Origin of the sequence: Mangrovimonas yunxiaonensis (assembly GCF_000733475.1) — a bacterium.
Lineage (GTDB): Bacteria > Bacteroidota > Bacteroidia > Flavobacteriales > Flavobacteriaceae > Mangrovimonas > Mangrovimonas yunxiaonensis.
In genome coordinates this window covers 309,866-326,194 of the sequence record NZ_JPFK01000005.1, presented here as the reverse complement: position 1 = coordinate 326,194, position 16,329 = coordinate 309,866, and the positions used below count along the sequence as shown (strand labels likewise).

The 16,329-nt window shown below is 39.7% G+C and carries 18 protein-coding genes; 8 read left to right on the top strand and 10 right to left on the bottom strand.

Annotated features, from left to right (window positions below):
- Positions 1–30 precede the first annotated feature (30 nt).
- Positions 31–1,584, bottom strand: coding sequence for an L-piperidine-6-carboxylate dehydrogenase (amaB, locus tag IA57_RS05670; protein WP_036120447.1), 1,554 nt, complete (start codon positions 1,582–1,584; stop codon positions 31–33).
- A 137-nt stretch (positions 1,585–1,721) separates the two neighbouring features.
- On the opposite strand from amaB, the gene IA57_RS05665 reads away from it, so the two are divergent.
- Both IA57_RS05665 and IA57_RS05660 read left to right on the top strand, forming a co-directional pair.
- Positions 1,722–2,036: an antibiotic biosynthesis monooxygenase family protein gene (locus tag IA57_RS05665; RefSeq protein ID WP_036121349.1), complete on the top strand. Its 315-nt coding sequence runs from the start codon at positions 1,722–1,724 to the stop codon at positions 2,034–2,036.
- 66 nt (positions 2,037–2,102) lie between these two features.
- Positions 2,103–3,014, top strand: a complete 912-nt coding sequence (locus IA57_RS05660; RefSeq protein WP_036120444.1) for an AEC family transporter — start codon at positions 2,103–2,105, stop codon at positions 3,012–3,014.
- An 8-nt stretch (positions 3,015–3,022) separates the two neighbouring features.
- Here IA57_RS05660 and IA57_RS05655 read toward each other — a convergent pair whose 3' ends face one another.
- Both IA57_RS05655 and IA57_RS05650 read right to left on the bottom strand, forming a co-directional pair.
- Positions 3,023–3,565, bottom strand: coding sequence for a YciI family protein (locus tag IA57_RS05655; RefSeq protein WP_036120441.1), 543 nt, complete (start codon positions 3,563–3,565; stop codon positions 3,023–3,025).
- Positions 3,562–4,047 (bottom strand): CYTH domain-containing protein, encoded by a 486-nt coding sequence (locus tag IA57_RS05650; RefSeq protein ID WP_036120439.1) that lies wholly within the window; start codon positions 4,045–4,047, stop codon positions 3,562–3,564. Before IA57_RS05650 ends, IA57_RS05655 begins: the two co-directional genes overlap by 4 nt.
- Before the next feature lie 44 nt (positions 4,048–4,091).
- Here IA57_RS05650 and dinB point away from each other — a divergent pair, with 44 nt between their 5' ends.
- From dinB to IA57_RS05635, 3 genes are all read left to right on the top strand, one after another.
- Entirely contained in the window at positions 4,092–5,192 is a 1,101-nt protein-coding gene (gene dinB / locus IA57_RS05645) for a DNA polymerase IV (protein WP_036120437.1), read from the top strand.
- 128 nt (positions 5,193–5,320) lie between these two features.
- Complete coding sequence (locus IA57_RS05640) at positions 5,321–5,695, top strand: hypothetical protein (protein ID WP_036120434.1); 375 nt, start codon at positions 5,321–5,323, stop codon at positions 5,693–5,695.
- Between the two features lie 82 nt (positions 5,696–5,777).
- Positions 5,778–6,776, top strand: coding sequence for a TQO small subunit DoxD (locus tag IA57_RS05635; protein WP_036120430.1), 999 nt, complete (start codon positions 5,778–5,780; stop codon positions 6,774–6,776).
- A 58-nt stretch (positions 6,777–6,834) separates the two neighbouring features.
- Here IA57_RS05635 and pyk read toward each other — a convergent pair whose 3' ends face one another.
- The 5 genes from pyk to IA57_RS05610 all read right to left on the bottom strand — a co-directional run bounded on the left by pyk (position 6,835) and on the right by IA57_RS05610 (position 11,127).
- Positions 6,835–8,277 (bottom strand): pyruvate kinase, encoded by a 1,443-nt coding sequence (gene pyk, locus IA57_RS05630; protein WP_036120427.1) that lies wholly within the window; start codon positions 8,275–8,277, stop codon positions 6,835–6,837.
- Positions 8,277–8,768, bottom strand: a complete 492-nt coding sequence (locus IA57_RS05625; RefSeq protein WP_036120424.1) for an IPExxxVDY family protein — start codon at positions 8,766–8,768, stop codon at positions 8,277–8,279. The genes pyk and IA57_RS05625 overlap by 1 nt, the downstream gene beginning before the upstream one ends.
- A gap of 112 nt (positions 8,769–8,880) precedes the next feature.
- A complete protein-coding gene (rnc, locus tag IA57_RS05620; protein ID WP_036120420.1) occupies positions 8,881–9,621 on the bottom strand; it encodes a ribonuclease III in 741 nt (246 codons plus the stop codon).
- 7 nt (positions 9,622–9,628) lie between these two features.
- Positions 9,629–10,879: a beta-ketoacyl-ACP synthase II gene (fabF, locus tag IA57_RS05615; RefSeq protein ID WP_036120415.1), complete on the bottom strand. Its 1,251-nt coding sequence runs from the start codon at positions 10,877–10,879 to the stop codon at positions 9,629–9,631.
- A gap of 14 nt (positions 10,880–10,893) precedes the next feature.
- On the bottom strand, positions 10,894–11,127 hold the full coding sequence (locus tag IA57_RS05610) for an acyl carrier protein (protein ID WP_008269813.1): 234 nt from the start codon (positions 11,125–11,127) through the stop codon (positions 10,894–10,896).
- A 183-nt stretch (positions 11,128–11,310) separates the two neighbouring features.
- On the opposite strand from IA57_RS05610, the gene purN reads away from it, so the two are divergent.
- Both purN and IA57_RS05600 read left to right on the top strand, forming a co-directional pair.
- The gene (purN, locus tag IA57_RS05605; protein WP_036120407.1) at positions 11,311–11,877 is read left to right on the top strand and encodes a phosphoribosylglycinamide formyltransferase; all 567 of its coding nucleotides are present in this window, start codon (positions 11,311–11,313) and stop codon (positions 11,875–11,877) included.
- 97 nt (positions 11,878–11,974) lie between these two features.
- A complete protein-coding gene (locus tag IA57_RS05600; RefSeq protein WP_036120404.1) occupies positions 11,975–12,616 on the top strand; it encodes a ribonuclease H1 domain-containing protein in 642 nt (213 codons plus the stop codon).
- A gap of 249 nt (positions 12,617–12,865) precedes the next feature.
- On the opposite strand, the gene IA57_RS05595 is transcribed toward IA57_RS05600, so the two are convergent.
- Entirely contained in the window at positions 12,866–13,147 is a 282-nt protein-coding gene (locus tag IA57_RS05595) for a hypothetical protein (RefSeq protein ID WP_131505676.1), read from the bottom strand.
- 482 nt (positions 13,148–13,629) lie between these two features.
- Here IA57_RS05595 and IA57_RS05590 point away from each other — a divergent pair, with 482 nt between their 5' ends.
- The gene (locus IA57_RS05590) at positions 13,630–15,099 is read left to right on the top strand and encodes a T9SS type A sorting domain-containing protein (RefSeq protein WP_036120399.1); all 1,470 of its coding nucleotides are present in this window, start codon (positions 13,630–13,632) and stop codon (positions 15,097–15,099) included.
- Positions 15,100–15,356: 257 nt separating this feature from the next.
- Here IA57_RS05590 and IA57_RS05585 read toward each other — a convergent pair whose 3' ends face one another.
- The gene (locus IA57_RS05585; protein WP_036120396.1) at positions 15,357–16,220 is read right to left on the bottom strand and encodes a DUF5694 domain-containing protein; all 864 of its coding nucleotides are present in this window, start codon (positions 16,218–16,220) and stop codon (positions 15,357–15,359) included.
- Between the last annotated feature and the right edge of the window lie 109 nt (positions 16,221–16,329).

Here is a 16,329-nt window from a genome sequence, read left to right as displayed (position 1 = left end):
TGAACCTTCTTTTTATTATTGAATTCTCTTTTATAAATCGAACTTAATACCTTGTGCTAAAGGCAATTCGGTTGTATAGTTAATGGTATTGGTCTGGCGACGCATGTATATTTTCCAGGCATCGCTTCCAGACTCACGCCCTCCACCAGTTTCTTTTTCACCTCCAAAAGCACCGCCTATTTCGGCTCCTGAGGTTCCAATGTTTACGTTGGCTATACCACAATCCGATCCGGCTTGCGACAAGAATCTTTCTGCTTCTCTTAAATTATTGGTCATGATAGCTGAAGAAAGCCCTTGTGCCACCCCATTTTGCATATCGATAGCGTTTTCTACATCGCCCGAGTATTTTAGTAAATACAATACCGGAGCAAAGGTTTCGTGCTGTACAATGTTAAAATGATTTTCGGCCTCGGCAATGGCTGGTTTTACGTAGCAACCGCTCTCGTAACCTTCGCCTTCTAGTACGCCACCTTCTACAACAACATTTCCACCTTCTTCTACAACGCGCTCAAGTGCCTGCTGGTACATTTTTACTGCATCTTTATCGATAAGCGGCCCAACGTGGTTGTTTTCGTCAAGTGGGTTTCCTATTCGTAATTGCTTATAAGCATCTACAACGGCATTTTTTACCTTATCGTAAATACTGTCGTGGATGATTAAACGTCTGGTTGAAGTACAGCGTTGTCCTGCTGTTCCTACAGCACCAAATACTGCACCAATAACCGTCATTTTAATATCGGCGTCTGGTGTAACAATAATGGCGTTGTTACCACCTAGCTCCAATAGGCTTTTTCCTAATCTGGCAGCAACTTCTTGGGCCACAATTTTACCCATTCTTGTCGATCCTGTTGCAGAAACTAAAGGCACACGCTTGTCTTTGGTCATAAACTCACCCACTTGGTAATCGCCATTAATTAAGCAAGAAATCCCTTCTGGTAAGCCATTGGCTTTAAACACTTGGGCGGCAATATTTTGGCAAGCAATACCTGTAAGCGGTGTTTTTTCACTTGGTTTCCACACACACACATCGCCACAAATCCAGGCTAAAGCGGTGTTCCAGCTCCAAACGGCCACTGGAAAGTTAAAGGCAGAAATAATACCAACCACGCCTAACGGATGGTACTGTTCGTACATTCTATGTCCTGGGCGTTCGCTATGCATTGTTAACCCGTGAAGTTGGCGCGATAATCCCACGGCAAAATCACAAATGTCAATCATTTCTTGAACCTCGCCCAATCCTTCTTGGTAGCTTTTACCCATTTCGTAAGATACCAATTTTCCTAAAGGCTCTTTAAGCTCGCGAAGCTTTTCTCCAAACTGACGTACAATTTCGCCACGCTGTGGTGCTGGCATGGTTCGCCACGTTTTAAATGCTGCGGTGGCGGTTTCCATCACTTTTTCATAATCGGCTTTTGTGGTGCTTTTCACCTTACCTATCAACTGCCCATCTACAGGAGAGTAGCTTTCAATTATATCGCCATTTGAAAAACTATTCGACCCTGTTGAAGTGCCATTATTAATATCGTTAACGCCTAGTGCTTTTAAGGCTTCAGTAATCCCAAAATCTGTAGCTACTGCTTGCATATTCTTCTTTTTTTGTATTTAATTGTATGATTTTTGCGAATATACTAATAATTAGTTGCTTAATTAAACAATGTAAAGGGTTAAAATTTGTTAACTTTAGCAGATCGCTTAAACAACAAAACCTTTTAAACCCAGTAATGACCAAAGTCCTACCTTATTACGCTGTTATTTTTACATCGAAGCATTCTAATAATTTGGAAGGCTATCATGACATGTCTCAAAAAATGGAACAGCTTGCCAAGCAGCAAAACGGGTTTTTAGGTATGGAAAGCGCCCGAGATGCGATTGGCATTACCGTAAGCTATTGGCTGTCCCTTGAAGCCATTACCCAATGGAAACAACAGAGCGAACACCTGTTGGCACAACAAAAAGGGCGCACCCAATGGTACGATTGGTATGCTGTTAAGGTTTGCAAAGTAGAACGGGAATATGCCTTTACTCCGTCGCTTTAACATGCTTTGTTAATTATTTTTTAGACAGCACCCAAGGCCGTACATTTGCATTTTTTTTGACTTATTATGGCTAATATCATCCTGCTTTTTCTGTGTTTATTCTTGGGGTTTTTCTTTAAAAAGAGCAATCAATTTCCAAAGGAAACGGCTTTGGTGCTGAACAAATTTGTGGTATACATCTCCCTACCGGCCATGGCCTTGCATTATTTACCAAAAATTGAATTATCGGCTAAGCTATTATACCCTATAGGGGTCGCCTGGATTGGTTTTTTAGTCGCTTTTGTGTTGTTTGCTTCTTTAGGAAAATGGCTGGGGTGGTCTAAAAGTCTTACGGGCTGTTTAATACTAACCAGCGGTTTGGGAAACACCTCTTTTGTTGGGATTCCTGTTATTGAAGCCCTTTACGGAAAGGACGGTTTAGAAACGCTTGTTCTTGTCGATTTACCAGGGTCTTTTATCATGCTGTCCACATTGGGCATTTTTGTTGCAGCCACTTTTTCCCGCGGAAAAACCAGCTTAAAACAAATAGGCGCTCGAATGATTGGCTTTCCTCCGTTTATCGCATTTGTTATCGGGTTTTCCCTTATTCTTTTAAATCTACAACTACCAGAAACCTTAGATTATGTTTTTGAAAAGTTATCTCTCACAATTACGCCTTTGGCACTGGTCTCGGTAGGCTTTCAAATTAATTTACAGAAACGCAGCAAACACTGGGGATTTCTCACCTTGGGGTTGGCCTATCAATTGCTGTTATGGCCGTTTCTTATTTTAATACTTTATAAGGTGGTGTTAAACCAATCTGGCGTGCCTATAGACGTTTGTGTTATGGAAGCCGGTATGGCACCCATGATTACGGCGGCTATTGTTTCTAGCGCTTACGGACTAAAACCCAAATTAAGCAACATGATGGTAAGTGCAGGTATTCCGGCATCGTTTATTACGCTGGCCTTCTGGTATTGGGTTTTAACCTTTGTATAAGATAACTATTACCTTAAAGGGAAGCCTTTTGCTGCCCACCACGGACGCACCTCTACCTCCAACCTTCTGGCTTGAACCATAGGATCTAAATGCGCTAGACTATCGGCCATTTTTTGTGTGGGTACGTTGTAAATTGTAATGCCCCTTATATCGCCATTATCGCCAAAAGGCCCCGAAATATCAGCAAAACCTTCCTCGTACATGCGTGCTAAATGTGCCAAGTGCGCTTCTTGCAGTTTGGCGGTCTCTTCTTCATTTTGGTTGCGTATGGGACCACTTTTTAAAAAGGCCATAAAATACTGTTGCATTAAAATGGTATCGCCTGTTTTTTTATCGACATAATCAAACGTTTGATATCCTTGCGCCTTTAACTCTTGCTTAATTGTTGCGATAGATTTTTCGGGAGCCTGTTCTTTTACCTCAGCAACGGTATCTACGGGTATTTCAACTGTTTCTGGCATTGGGGTTTCTTGAGTGATTACCGTTTGCTTTTCGTCTTTACAAGCGACCATAAGTAGTATTAAAGCTAGACCGGTTAAAAAGTGTTTCATAGGTGTTTTGTGTTATTCCACGTTTTAAATGGATGTTTGCTTAATTGTGAATTGTAATATTGCGGTTGCCCTGTAACCTCAACCCCCAACCAATCTGGGGTTTTAAAGGTTTCATTGGCATGGCCAAGTTCGACCTCTGCCACTGTTAGTCCGGCGTTGGCACCATAAAATTCATCTATTTCAAAAGTATGGTTTTCTACAACAACCTCGTAACGGGTTTTGTCGATAATCCCTTCTTCACAAAGTTTCAAGAGGTTTTCGGCGTCTGCCTTAGCAATAGGGGTCTCCCATTCAAAACGGCTGGTGCCGTCCTCAGACGATTTCCCTTTTACGGTTAAAACCCCTTTATCGCCTTTTATTCGCACCCTTACCGTACGCTCTGGGTGGGTGTTTAAAAACCCTTGTACAATTCTGGTTTTTGATACAGCTTCGTCTTTAAAAGCATTGGAGGTGACCAAAAATTTGCGTTCAATTTCTATCATTAAAAAGCAGGTATTAAAAGGCATTTAATGCCTAAATTTACATCATGTTAAGCGATTTACCAATACGAAAGATTATTCATGTTGATATGGATGCCTTTTATGCTTCTGTAGAACAAATGGACCATCCCGAACTAAAGGGCAAACCCCTTGCTGTTGGCGGAAGCAGCAAGCGCGGCGTGGTAAGTGCAGCGAGCTATGAAGCCAGAAAATTTGGGGTACGTAGCGCCATGAGCGGTGTAAAAGCAAGACGATTATGCCCCGATCTTATTTTTGTAAGACCTCGTTTTGACCGCTACCATGAGATTTCTAAAAAAATTAGACATATTTTTCACGACTATACCGATTTGGTAGAACCGTTATCGCTAGACGAGGCTTACCTAGACGTGACGCAGAACAAAAAGGGCAACCCCAGCGCTACCCTAATTGCCAAAGACATCAGGGCTCGTATTTTTGAAGAGGTTGGCTTAACAGCTTCGGCAGGGATTTCCATCAATAAATTTATTGCCAAGGTTGCCAGTGACTACAACAAACCCAATGGACAAAAAACAGTAACTCCCGAAGAGGTGCTACAATTCTTGGAGGATTTGGATATTAGGAAGTTTTATGGCGTTGGAAAGGTAACGGCAGAAAAAATGTACCAATTGGGGATTTTTACCGGCAAGGACCTAAAAAGCAAATCCCTAGAATACCTTGACAGCCATTTTGGAAAATCCGGCAGATACTATTACCATGTGGTACGCGGCATTCATAACAGTGCAGTAACATCTAACCGCATTAGAAAATCGTTGGCTGCCGAACGCACTTTTAGCGAAAACCTTTCTTCGGAAGTCTTTATGCTGGAAAAACTAGAGCATATTGCCCAAGAAGTCTCTAAACGATTAACCAAAAGTAAGGTTGCAGGAAAAACAATTACCTTAAAAATAAAATACAGCGATTTTACCTTACAAACCAGAAGCAAAACCTTACCCTACTTTATAAGCGATAAAAGCATTATTCTTGAAACCGCCAAGAAGCTGTTATACCAAGAGACCCTTCAAAATTCGGTGCGTCTTCTGGGAATTTCCCTGTCCAATCTCAATACCGAAAAACAACACAAGCCCAAAGACACAAAAACGGTTAGCGTACAATTGCAATTTGCGTTTTAATTTATTGCGAAAATGCGCCTTCTAAAAAACCCATAAAACTTACTTCATAAAGCTTTTCTCAAGTAACGAAACGCAGTATTAAGAAAACTATAACAAGCAGCGTTCGGTTTATTTTATATGTTTACAGCATGGGAAAATCAAACACAGTACGAAACACTTCGTCCCTTTATCTTTTATTGGGACTGGTAACGCTATTGCTGTTTTCTCCTTGTAAGGTTAGAAATGCTGTTGAAATAGCTTTAGGCGCCAACACAACCTCTGTTAGCAACAAGAGCCAAACAACGGCACAGCACCAACTTTGTGCATCATACGAAAGAACCCCTATTAGCGCTACTGCTCAACTGCCTGTTCATGGCAAAATACCGAATCTTTATGGTGGTGCCTTATTTAAGACCTTACACTCTTCTAAACACAAAATGCAATGGCACAAACAACTGTTTGTGCACCGCGAAATTACTATTCCCTACTACATTTTATACCAGAATTTTAAGGTTTACGCGTAATATTTTCTGTCCTAAAAATTACTTTTTCTATCTGTAAGGCAAACACCTTACAACTCTTTTTTAACCTTAAACATTTTATACAATGCATTATAAAAACGATTCGGGGCTTTTTGCCCTTGCACTACGTCTGGTTGTAGGCTGGACCTATTTTTCTGCCTTTTGGAGGCGGTTATTTTTAGCCAATAAACTCGATCCTGATGCGGCCGGTTATATTGGGGAGAAATTCAATCATTTCCTGCCCAATGCCCTAGGCATTAAACCCATTATAGAATACCTAGTTACCCACCCCGAAGCACTTTGGTGGAGTATGGCTTCTTTTACTATTGTTGAAGGTATTGTTGGGTTGTTTATCATGTTTGGGCTATTCACTAGGCTTATGAGCTTTGGTGTATTCTCTCTAGCTATGGGCATATTACTGGGCTCTGGATGGATAGGAACAACCTGCTTGGACGAGTGGCAAATTGGCGTTTTAGGCGTAGCAACCGGTTTTGTGCTTTTCTTTACAGGAAGCGGGAAATACTCTGTAGACAACCTGTTATTAAATCGCAACCACAGCATCACAAAAACATCGTGGTTTGCTTGGTTGGGCTCTGGGGAACTTCCTATTAAAGCGCAACTGCTTCCTAAAATAGTTTTAACAGGTTCCCTTTTAATCTTAGGGCTTACGCTTTACACCAACCAAGTGTTTCACGGTGGTGTTTATGGCACGCTTCATAACAAGTCGGTAAAGCCCAAATTAGAACTCTCTAATGCAACCATAACAAACAACACCCTCTATTTTGACGTTTACAGAACCGAAGGTGTAGACGTGTATGGGTCATTTTTAATAGGCTTGCAGGTGCTTGATAGCAACCATCGGGTTGTTTTTGAATTAAAAGGGAATGATCTTGCTAACCTCCCTTCAGAATACATTAAAAACTACTATGTTGCCAAGGTAAAACCCGGCGCACACAGTCTTATTATCCCTCTGGGTGCCAAGGCCACTTTACAGCTGCCCTTAAAGGAGAGCCTTCCTAAAAACGACCATTTCACCCTAAAACTTACAGATATTAGCGGGCTTGAGTGGCAACAACCCTTTTAAACAAAAAAACGGGAAGCGTAAAAATATGCTTCCCGTTTTTAAAATAGTTTTATACTGTTTAAAAATCGCAATTTGCAATCTCGGTTACCCGAAGCGTGTTTACCATGCCCTTATCCTGTATTGGCATTGCGGCCAAGCTAATAATCATGTCGCCAGCGCCTACAAAACCTTCCTTACAGGCTATGACGTTTACATCTTCTATGGTTTCGTCTGTACTCACAAACTTATCGTAGAAAAACGCCTTAACACCCCAAAGTAAGTTTAACTGGGTTAAAATACGCTTGTTAGAGGTAAAGGCCAATATGTACGCATTAGGTCTCCAGGCTGAAATTTGAAAGGCCGTATAACCACTATTGGTTAAGGTAGAAATAGCCTTGGCATCGATCTCGTTGGCCATATGAGCTGCATGGTAGCATACCGATTTGGTAATGTAGCGTTTTGTACGAATGTGGGGCGGAGCCTGTGGCACTTGAATTAAATGCGAATCCTCTACACTTTTTATAATGTCGGTCATTTGTTTAATAACCTGAACAGGGTATTGCCCTACAGAGGTTTCCCCAGACAGCATAACGGCATCGGCACCGTCCATAACCGAATTGGCAACATCGTTTACTTCGGCTCTGGTTGGAGTTAAGCTAGAGATCATGGTCTCCATCATTTGTGTCGCGATAATTACGGGAATACGGGCTTTTTTTGCGCGTTGCACCAATTGTTTTTGCACCAAGGGTACTTCTTGGGCTGGTATTTCTACTCCCAAATCGCCTCGGGCCACCATTAACCCATCGCAATACGCCACCAGCTTATCTATATTCGCTACTGCTTCTGGTTTTTCTATTTTTGCGATAATTGGTATTTTGTGGTCGCTATGCTCATTTATTAAGGCTTGAAGCTCCATTAAGTCTTCTGCGCGGCGCACAAAAGACAACGCTATCCAGTCGACCTTTTGCTCGATTGCAAATAGGGTATCTTCAATATCTTTTTCGGTTAATGCCGGTTGCGAAATGTTGGTATTAGGCAAATTAACTCCTTTTTTAGAGCGCAGCGGGCCACCTTGTATAACCCGTGCTTTTACCTCGGACGTTTTGTTGGTAGCGACAACTTCAAAGATTAATTTTCCATCGTCCAATAAAATTCGCTCTCCCGGATTGGCGTCCTTCGGAAAGTTCTTATAGGTCATGTAAACCCTATCTTTAGTCCCTTCAAAACGTTTTCCTGTGGCAAAGGTTATTTCATCGCCTTTGTTTACCACAACTTCGCCTTTCATTACGCCCACCCTTAATTTTGGCCCTTGTAAATCGGCCAAGATGGCTGCATTATAGCCATAGGTTTCATTGAGTTCTCGTATCATGGCTATGCGTTCTCTTACATCGTCGTAATTGGCGTGTGAAAAGTTTATTCTAAAAACATTTACACCTTCATCCAGCATGTCTTTTAGTATATCCTTACTACTGGTTGCTGGTCCTAATGTGGCTACTATTTTGGTTTTTTTCTGTTGTGGCATTAATAAAAAATTAAATTGTTCTTAGATTTTAATCGCTCGGTATTGATCTCGTAAGCGGCAATAACATGGGGCATTTCCTGCAAACGCACTGCAAGTTTTTGGCCCATTTGGGGGGGCATACCTTCATCTTCAATTTTTAGCAGGTAATTTACTTTTTTGTGTTCTGGCAGCAAATACGATGTTCTTAAAACCGTTTTGTTATCACTCTCAGAAAACAGGCTGTTGTTTTCTTGATGTTGGCTTGCCATTTCTTGTTTACAAACATTGGCTGCTAGGTTCCATGTTATTTGGCTGGCTTCGTCAAGCCAGGTAAAAATGGCATATTTTGAACCATCACCAAACTCCAGATCGTCTTTTTCGCGCTTAAGGTTTAAGTTTAGGGTTTTATTTAACAAATAGGCTAATCTGTAATCTTCTATAGACGTATGAATGCCTATTAGCTTGTAATCTATTTCGTCAAAACAATCAAGATTTAGTTTATATATCCCCATAGCTACAATAAAATGTAAATATACCACTTATAACTGTGATTAAAGTTATGTTTTCTTTAATCTTGGGTAACCATAGCGGCCTTAAACCAGCTTCTAAATGGTTTTGAAGCGCTTAGAATGTTCTTGATATTTGCTTTTGAAAAACGAAGAAGGCGCGTTTTGATGCTTTCTCTTCGGCTTTCTTTTTGGAAGTTGCTCTGGCTTTACTAACCACTTTTCCATTTATGGATAATTTGACCGAAAAATGCTTGGTATCGTCATTTCCGGTATCGTCGTAAACGTTATAATCGAACGTCTTTTTTTCTTTTTGGCACCATTCTATCAGCAGGCTTTTGTAGCTGATAACTTTGCCTTCCAGCTTTTCTATATCGACATATGGGGTAATGACCTTTTTGTAAATAAATTTCTCGCAGTACTTGTAGCCCCTATCTAGGAAAATGGCGCCTACAAGCGCTTCGAAAAGGTTGCCGTGAATGTTATCGCCAAATTGGCCTTTGGGTATTTTACTTTGCACCAGATTTATAAGTCCTAAATCGCGACCCAACTCGTTTAGGTGCTCGCGGCTAACGACTTTCGAGCGCATTTTGGTTAAATAGCCCTCGTCGCCACTAGGCACTTCTAAATACAAATGCGATGCAATAACCGCTCCCAACATGGCATCGCCTAAAAACTCGAGACGTTCGTAATTAATAGGATTGCCCTTATCGTCCTTGGTATTCATAGAACGGTGGGTAAAGGCTGTTTGGTAATATTTAAGTGTTTTAGGTTTAAACCCCAAAATATTCCGGACTACCACAAAAAAATTCCCGCCATCATCTGCACGGGAATTAAATATGTTTTTTATGTAAATCATTAAGGAATTAATCCAGCTTCTTAAACAACACACAAGCATTGTGACCTCCAAAGCCAAACGTATTGCTCATGGCCACTTTAACATCTCTTTTTTGAGCTTTATTAAGGGTTAGATTTAATGCTGGGTCAATATTTTCATCAACTGTGTTGTGGTTTATGGTAGGTGGTACAACACCATGCTCCATAGCAAGTATAGAGGCTATGGCTTCTATAGCACCAGCCGCACCCAATAAGTGTCCAGTCATGGACTTTGTTGAGTTAATATTGATTGTTTTGGCATGATCTCCAAAAACTTCTTTAATAGCCTTTAACTCGGCAACATCTCCTAAAGGTGTAGAGGTTCCGTGCGTGTTAATATGGTCTACGTCTTCAGGTTTCAAACCAGCATTTTCTAAACAATTTCTCATCACGGCCATAACGCCTATGCCATCGGGGTGAGGGGCTGTCATATGATGCGCATCGGAAGATAAGCCTCCTCCAACTACTTCGGCATATATTTTTGCACCTCTGGCTTTAGCATGCTCGTAATCTTCAAGGATAATTGCGCCAGCGCCTTCTCCTAAAACGAAGCCATCTCGTGTGGCATCGAAAGGTCTAGAAGCTGTTTCTGGGCTATCGTTTCTTGTTGATAACGCGTGCATAGCATTAAAACCACCCATTCCTGCAATGGTTACAGCAGCTTCGCTTCCACCGGTTACAACCACATCGCAATGGCCTAAACGAATGTAGTTTAGAGCATCGATCATGGCATTGGCAGAGGAAGCGCATGCAGATACTGTTGTGTAATTAGGCCCCATAAATCCATGTTTAATGGAAATGTTTCCTGGAGCAATATCTGCAATCATTTTAGGGATGAAAAACGGGTTGAATCTGGGCGTTCCATCGCCTTCGGCAAAATTAATCACCTCGTTTTGGAACGTTTCCAGGCCGCCAATTCCGGCACCCCAAATAACGCCTACTCGTAATTTATCTACAACGTCTAGATTTAGCTTAGCATCTGCAATGGCCTCATCAGAGGCAACCATGGCATACTGTGTAAACCTATCCATCTTACGAGCCTCCTTTCTGTCTAGAAAGTCGGTAGCGTTAAAGTCTTTTAATTCGCAAGCGAATTTAGTCTTGAACTTCTCAGTATCAAAATATGTTATAGGGGCAGCGCCACTTTTTCCATTAAGTAAGCCATCCCAATATTCATCTTTGGTATTGCCAATAGGTGTAAGCGCTCCTAAACCAGTAACTACAACTCGCCTTAATTCCATAAATTATATATGAATTACTTTGCTTCTTCTATGTATGAGATAGCTTGACCAACTGTTGCAATGTTTTCAGCTTGATCGTCTGGGATTTGAATATCGAATTCTTTTTCAAATTCCATAATTAATTCAACTGTGTCTAATGAGTCTGCTCCTAGATCGTTAGTGAAGCTAGCTTCTGTTACTACTTCGTTCTCATCTACACCTAATTTGTCTACGATAATCGCTTTTACTCTTGATGCAATGTCTGACATAATTTTTAATTTTAAGTTTAAATTTAGGACGCAAAAATATAAAACTTTATTTTAATACACACCTTTGACCTAAAAATGTGATTGTAATTTACTAAAATTACTTTGAAGTATTTCTATTTTGCCCCTTATTTGTTAATAATTATTCTTTTTTTTGTGTTACCAACAACCGCCTAACCCCTATACATGAAACGAATTGTAATTTTTGCGTCCGGTAGCGGCTCTAATGCTGAAAATTTAATCAGGTTTTTTCAAGATCGAGATAATGCTACGGTTGTTCAGGTTCTCACTAACAATCCTCATGCCAAAGTTCTCGACAGATGCAAAACCCTGAAAGTTAGCGCCCTATCGTTTAATCGTACGGCATTTACAGCCACAAACGATGTTTTGAACATTTTAAGAGCCTCGCAGCCCGATTTAATCGTTCTTGCCGGGTTTTTATGGAAATTTCCGCAAAATATCCTAGATGCGTTTCCTAATAAAGTCGTTAACATCCATCCTGCCCTATTACCAAAATATGGCGGAAAAGGTATGTATGGCATGCACGTACACCAAGCTGTTGTGGCCAATAAAGAGTCCGAAACAGGCATTACGGTTCATTATGTAAACGAACATTACGACGAAGGCGCCATTATTTTTCAAGCCTCCTGTGAGGTTGCCCCTTTAGATAAGGCCGAAGATGTAGCCGCTAAAATACATGAATTGGAAATGGCACATTTTCCTAAAGTGGTTGAGAAATTGTTAAACCATTAACTGTCATTTAGTGTAAAATAACGCATCTTCAAACTAAAACCATAAAAAAATTCTTTAGTCGTTCCTCCTTCTGAAGGATACAAAACTTTACAAAAACGTGTCTAAAAAAAAGAAAAAATACTACACCGTTTGGAAAGGGCACCACACAGGCGTGTTTGACTCTTGGGACGACTGTAAGGCACAAATAAAAGATTTTGAAGGTGCCCAATACAAATCGTTTGCCACCTTTGAAGCTGCTAAAACAGCCCTCAAAGGCAATTACAAAGACTATATAGGAAAATCTAAAAAGTTTGTTAGCGAACTAACGCATGAACAACTAAAAAAAATAGGACAGCCCAACAACAACTCTATTTGTGTAGACGCTGCTGTTAGTGGCAATCCTGGAAAAATGGAATACCGTGGGGTTGACACCCAAACCAAAAAGCAACTCTTTATACAAGGCCCTTTTGAAGAAGGCACCAACAACATTGGCGAGTTTTTAGCTATTGTGCACGGCTTGGCCCTATTAAAAAATAAGGGCAGCAAACGCATTCTTTACACCGATTCGCGAACCGCCATGAGTTGGGTAAAAAAGAAAAGTTGCAACACAAAACTTAAACGCACCGAAAGCAACAAACCCTTATTCGACCTTGTAGACCGCGCAGAAACTTGGCTTAAAACCCACACTTACACCACTGTTGTTGTTAAGTGGGAAACCAAGGCCTGGGGGGAAATTCCTGCCGATTTTGGTCGGAAATAATTCTGTTTTTCTCAACAACAAAAGGAACAAAACCAACAGCTATCATTACTCCCATTAAATTGGTTTGGTCACGCCTTCCTTATTATAAACCGAAGCGAGTAAATTGCTATACATATTGTTGTAGTGCGTTTTTTAATTCCAGTCTTTTTAAAGAGAACGTTTTGGAATTATTGTCCAAATAGTCCAAGATTACAATTCCTTTTTTCGCTATTTTTTTCCTAAAATAGCCGGTGTTAGGCGTTGTTATTTTTAGTTTCTTAACTGAAACAAAATGTCCATTATTTCAACATTGGGAGCTTCAACCACCTTATAAGCCTGAGGTATGCTTTTGGCCAAGTCCGATGCTTTAAAAGCTATTAAAGATTCTTTGTTGTCCCAAACATATATGCCGCCATAGTTCCCTTCTCCAGCCATTTTTACATAGTACTTTTGTAACAGACCGGGAATTGCCTCAAACTCGGGTTTTCTTTCGTTTGCTCTATCCAGGATGTCTTCCTCTGGAAGTTTCGATTTCAACTTAACAAATTGCAAGATAATAATGCTTTGGTTTTTAATGTAGGTAGTAGCTCACGCTAGTGCACCTAACAGCTTAGCTATGGTTTAACGCCGTTGCATCTTCGGTTTTTGGTGTGGACTAAAGATAGTAAATTTACGAAGGTTTTCTGCAAGAAAAATTAGAAGCAATGAATGATAGCCGGTGTTGGCATCTTGTTGCTTTTACGCAATTTTATCTTTGTTTTTTCAGATTACAGTATGTTAAAAAAATAAAACCACCAAAAAAATAATGGCTGAATACAACCTTCCAAATTCTAAAATCTTGCCCATCAGAATAATCAAACCAAGCCATAAGTCCAGAGTAAATAATCCTTAAATAAAACCTAATTTTATATTTGTTTTAATATGTGTCTTCATCTTCTTTAAAAGAAAACAAATAACACTTTGCTTATCAGTATGTAAAATAATTTTATTACCTTGATATTTTCTTGTTTTTGTATAATTAAACAAAAATTTTTATGAAATATTTATTACTTTTTTGTTTATTAGCTCCTCTTTTTTCTTTTTCCCAAATCCAGATTGGAGCCGATATAGATGGTGAAGCCGCAGATAATCGATCTGGGTATTCTGTAAGCCTGTCCTCTGATGGGAGTATTGTTGCCATTGGTGCTCACAAAAACGATGGAAACGGTACAGATTCAGGCCATGTGCGTGTGTATGAGAATCAATCGGGTAGTTGGGTCCAGATAGGCAGTGATATTGATGGTGAAGCTGCAGATGACAATTCTGGATGGTCGGTTAGCCTGTCCTCTGATGGGAGTATTGTTGCCATTGGTGCTTATTATAACGATGGAAACGGTACAAATTCAGGCCATGTGCGTATGTATGAGAACCAATCGGGTAATTGGATCCAGATAGGCAGTGATATTGATGGTGAAGCTGCAGGTGATCTTTCTGGGAATTCTGTAAGCCTGTCCTCTGATGGGAGTATTGTTGCCATTGGTGCTTACTTTAACGATGGAAACGGTGCATATTCAGGCCATGTGCGTGTGTATGAGAACCAATCGGGTAATTGGATCCAGATAGGCAGTGACATAGATGGTGAAGCTGCAAGTGACCGTTCTGGAGTTTCTGTTAGCCTGTCCTCTAATGGGAGTATTGTTGCTATTGGTGCCTCCTCAAACGATGGAAACGGTACAGATTCAGGCCATGTGCGTGTGTATGAGAACCAATCGGGTAATTGGGTCCAGATAGGCAGTGACATAGATGGTGAAGCTGCAATTGACAGTTCTGGACGGTCGGTTAGCCTGTCCTCTGATGGGAGTATTGTTGCCATTGGTGCTCACTTTAATGGTGGAAACGGTACAGGTTCAGGCCATGTGCGTGTGTATGAGAACCAATCGGGTAATTGGGTCCAGATAGGCAGTGACATAGATGGTGAAGCTGCAATTGACCGTTCTGGACAGTCGGTTAGCCTGTCCTCTAATGGGAGTATTGTTGCCATTGGTGCTTATAATAACGATGGAAACGGCACAGATTCAGGCCATGTGCGTGTGTATGAGAATCAATCGGGTAGTTGGGTCCAGATAGGCAGTGATATTGATGGTGAAGCTGCAGATGATCAATCTGGGAATTCTGTAAGCCTGTCCTCTGATGGGGGTATTGTTGCCATTGGCGCTCCCTTTAACGATGAAAACGGTGCAAATTCAGGCCATGTGCGTGTGTATGATTTAAGCGCAACAATGTCAACCAAAAGCTTTGAAAACGATTACTTTAGTTTTTACCCTAATCCAGTAAGAGATGTTTTTAATATAAACTTGAATAAAGGACTAACATTAAAACAGGTAAATATCTATACCATAAAAGGCAGGTACCTTTATTCAGAAAAAAATAAAAGCGTAGATATTAAAAACCTATCCAGCGGCATGTATGTTTTTGAAGTGGAAACAGACCAAGGTAAATCTGCAAAAAAGATAATAATAGAGTAATATAAAGAGGCTATATTAATAACAAAAAGGCTTTCTAATTTAGAGAGCCTTTTTTAATTTAAACATAACTAAATGAAAATGATTAATAATAACTTACTATCCATATCATTATTTCTTTAATAGTAAGCAAAAATCTGTTAAACAATCATTTAGGTGTTAGGTAACTAAAAAAATAACAACCTGTCATGTTTAGGAGGGTTTTTCGAGAGGACACAAGCAAAAGCCATTACTTATGGCCATTGTGGTAGCCTGTTTTTTTAATTTAAATATTCTAATGTGTTTACCATTTCAAATTTTGGGCTTCTTCTCATAAATTCTCTTAAAAAAGCCGTATGAGCAGTTCCCATAATTATAAACACTCTGTCATTTTTTGTCATTGGAATTCTGTTTAGATTGGAAAATATTTTCATATTTCTATGGTAAAAGATGGCTGCATTATCAGCACCTTCAAATCCATCATCTATTCCTACATAAAGTAATTTATCTGCATTAGTGTTTATTGCGTAATCAAGATGTATGGGCTCGTTACTTAATTTTAGTTTTTCGAGTAAAGATAGTTCATCATATTTCGCCTCTCGTTTAGCTATTTCAGGATACTCTTTAAATGGCTCGTTTGTAAGTTGTAAATACGTTTTTGAATCAATAGAATTTTCAAGTTCTGGATTATTTTCGATAAAATCTCCAACACTATAATTATACCCCATATGGTTATCTATGCCATATATTTTTTTTACATTACTCAACCTGCCAACATCAAATCCAATCATACTACTTTCGCCATAATTAGTGTTTAGCGTAGAGGGATTATCTAAAAAATCCTGATAAGCTTTATTAATTTCATTATTAAATTTTGGTAAATTTTCAATACATATTATTGTAGGTTTAAATTGTGCCAACATTTTAGAAATTTCTCTAATTTCTTTCTGTGCTTCCTCACTATGTTCATCGAATTCTGTTTTGTTAGCATCAGGGGTGTAACCAAAGTGAAATGTTCCAAAGTTTAAAACTTTTATTTTATCATTTTTTTGTTCAGTTGGGCTTTCTGTTTTTAATTCGTTCGGTTTGTTTTTTGTATTACAGCTAAAAATTACAATACATAAAATTAAGAAGATTGGCTTCATTTGTCGCTTTTAAATTGGCTTGTGTATGGCTATGTTTTGGTTACAGGAAATTAGCTATGATTTTCCGTCGTAGACCGAAGATAGGAAATTGAAATGAATTCCGATTAGG

Coding starts and splice junctions, on each gene's coding strand:
- amaB (WP_036120447.1), bottom strand. CDS start 1,584: ATGCAAGCAGTAGCTACAGATTTTGGGATTACTGAAGCCTTAAAAGCA.
- IA57_RS05665 (WP_036121349.1), top strand. CDS start 1,722: ATGACCAAAGTCCTACCTTATTACGCTGTTATTTTTACATCGAAGCAT.
- IA57_RS05660 (WP_036120444.1), top strand. CDS start 2,103: ATGGCTAATATCATCCTGCTTTTTCTGTGTTTATTCTTGGGGTTTTTC.
- IA57_RS05655 (WP_036120441.1), bottom strand. CDS start 3,565: ATGAAACACTTTTTAACCGGTCTAGCTTTAATACTACTTATGGTCGCT.
- IA57_RS05650 (WP_036120439.1), bottom strand. CDS start 4,047: ATGATAGAAATTGAACGCAAATTTTTGGTCACCTCCAATGCTTTTAAA.
- dinB (WP_036120437.1), top strand. CDS start 4,092: ATGTTAAGCGATTTACCAATACGAAAGATTATTCATGTTGATATGGAT.
- IA57_RS05640 (WP_036120434.1), top strand. CDS start 5,321: ATGGGAAAATCAAACACAGTACGAAACACTTCGTCCCTTTATCTTTTA.
- IA57_RS05635 (WP_036120430.1), top strand. CDS start 5,778: ATGCATTATAAAAACGATTCGGGGCTTTTTGCCCTTGCACTACGTCTG.
- pyk (WP_036120427.1), bottom strand. CDS start 8,277: ATGCCACAACAGAAAAAAACCAAAATAGTAGCCACATTAGGACCAGCA.
- IA57_RS05625 (WP_036120424.1), bottom strand. CDS start 8,768: ATGGGGATATATAAACTAAATCTTGATTGTTTTGACGAAATAGATTAC.
- rnc (WP_036120420.1), bottom strand. CDS start 9,621: ATGATTTACATAAAAAACATATTTAATTCCCGTGCAGATGATGGCGGG.
- fabF (WP_036120415.1), bottom strand. CDS start 10,879: ATGGAATTAAGGCGAGTTGTAGTTACTGGTTTAGGAGCGCTTACACCT.
- IA57_RS05610 (WP_008269813.1), bottom strand. CDS start 11,127: ATGTCAGACATTGCATCAAGAGTAAAAGCGATTATCGTAGACAAATTA.
- purN (WP_036120407.1), top strand. CDS start 11,311: ATGAAACGAATTGTAATTTTTGCGTCCGGTAGCGGCTCTAATGCTGAA.
- IA57_RS05590 (WP_036120399.1), top strand. CDS start 13,630: ATGAAATATTTATTACTTTTTTGTTTATTAGCTCCTCTTTTTTCTTTT.
- IA57_RS05585 (WP_036120396.1), bottom strand. CDS start 16,220: ATGAAGCCAATCTTCTTAATTTTATGTATTGTAATTTTTAGCTGTAAT.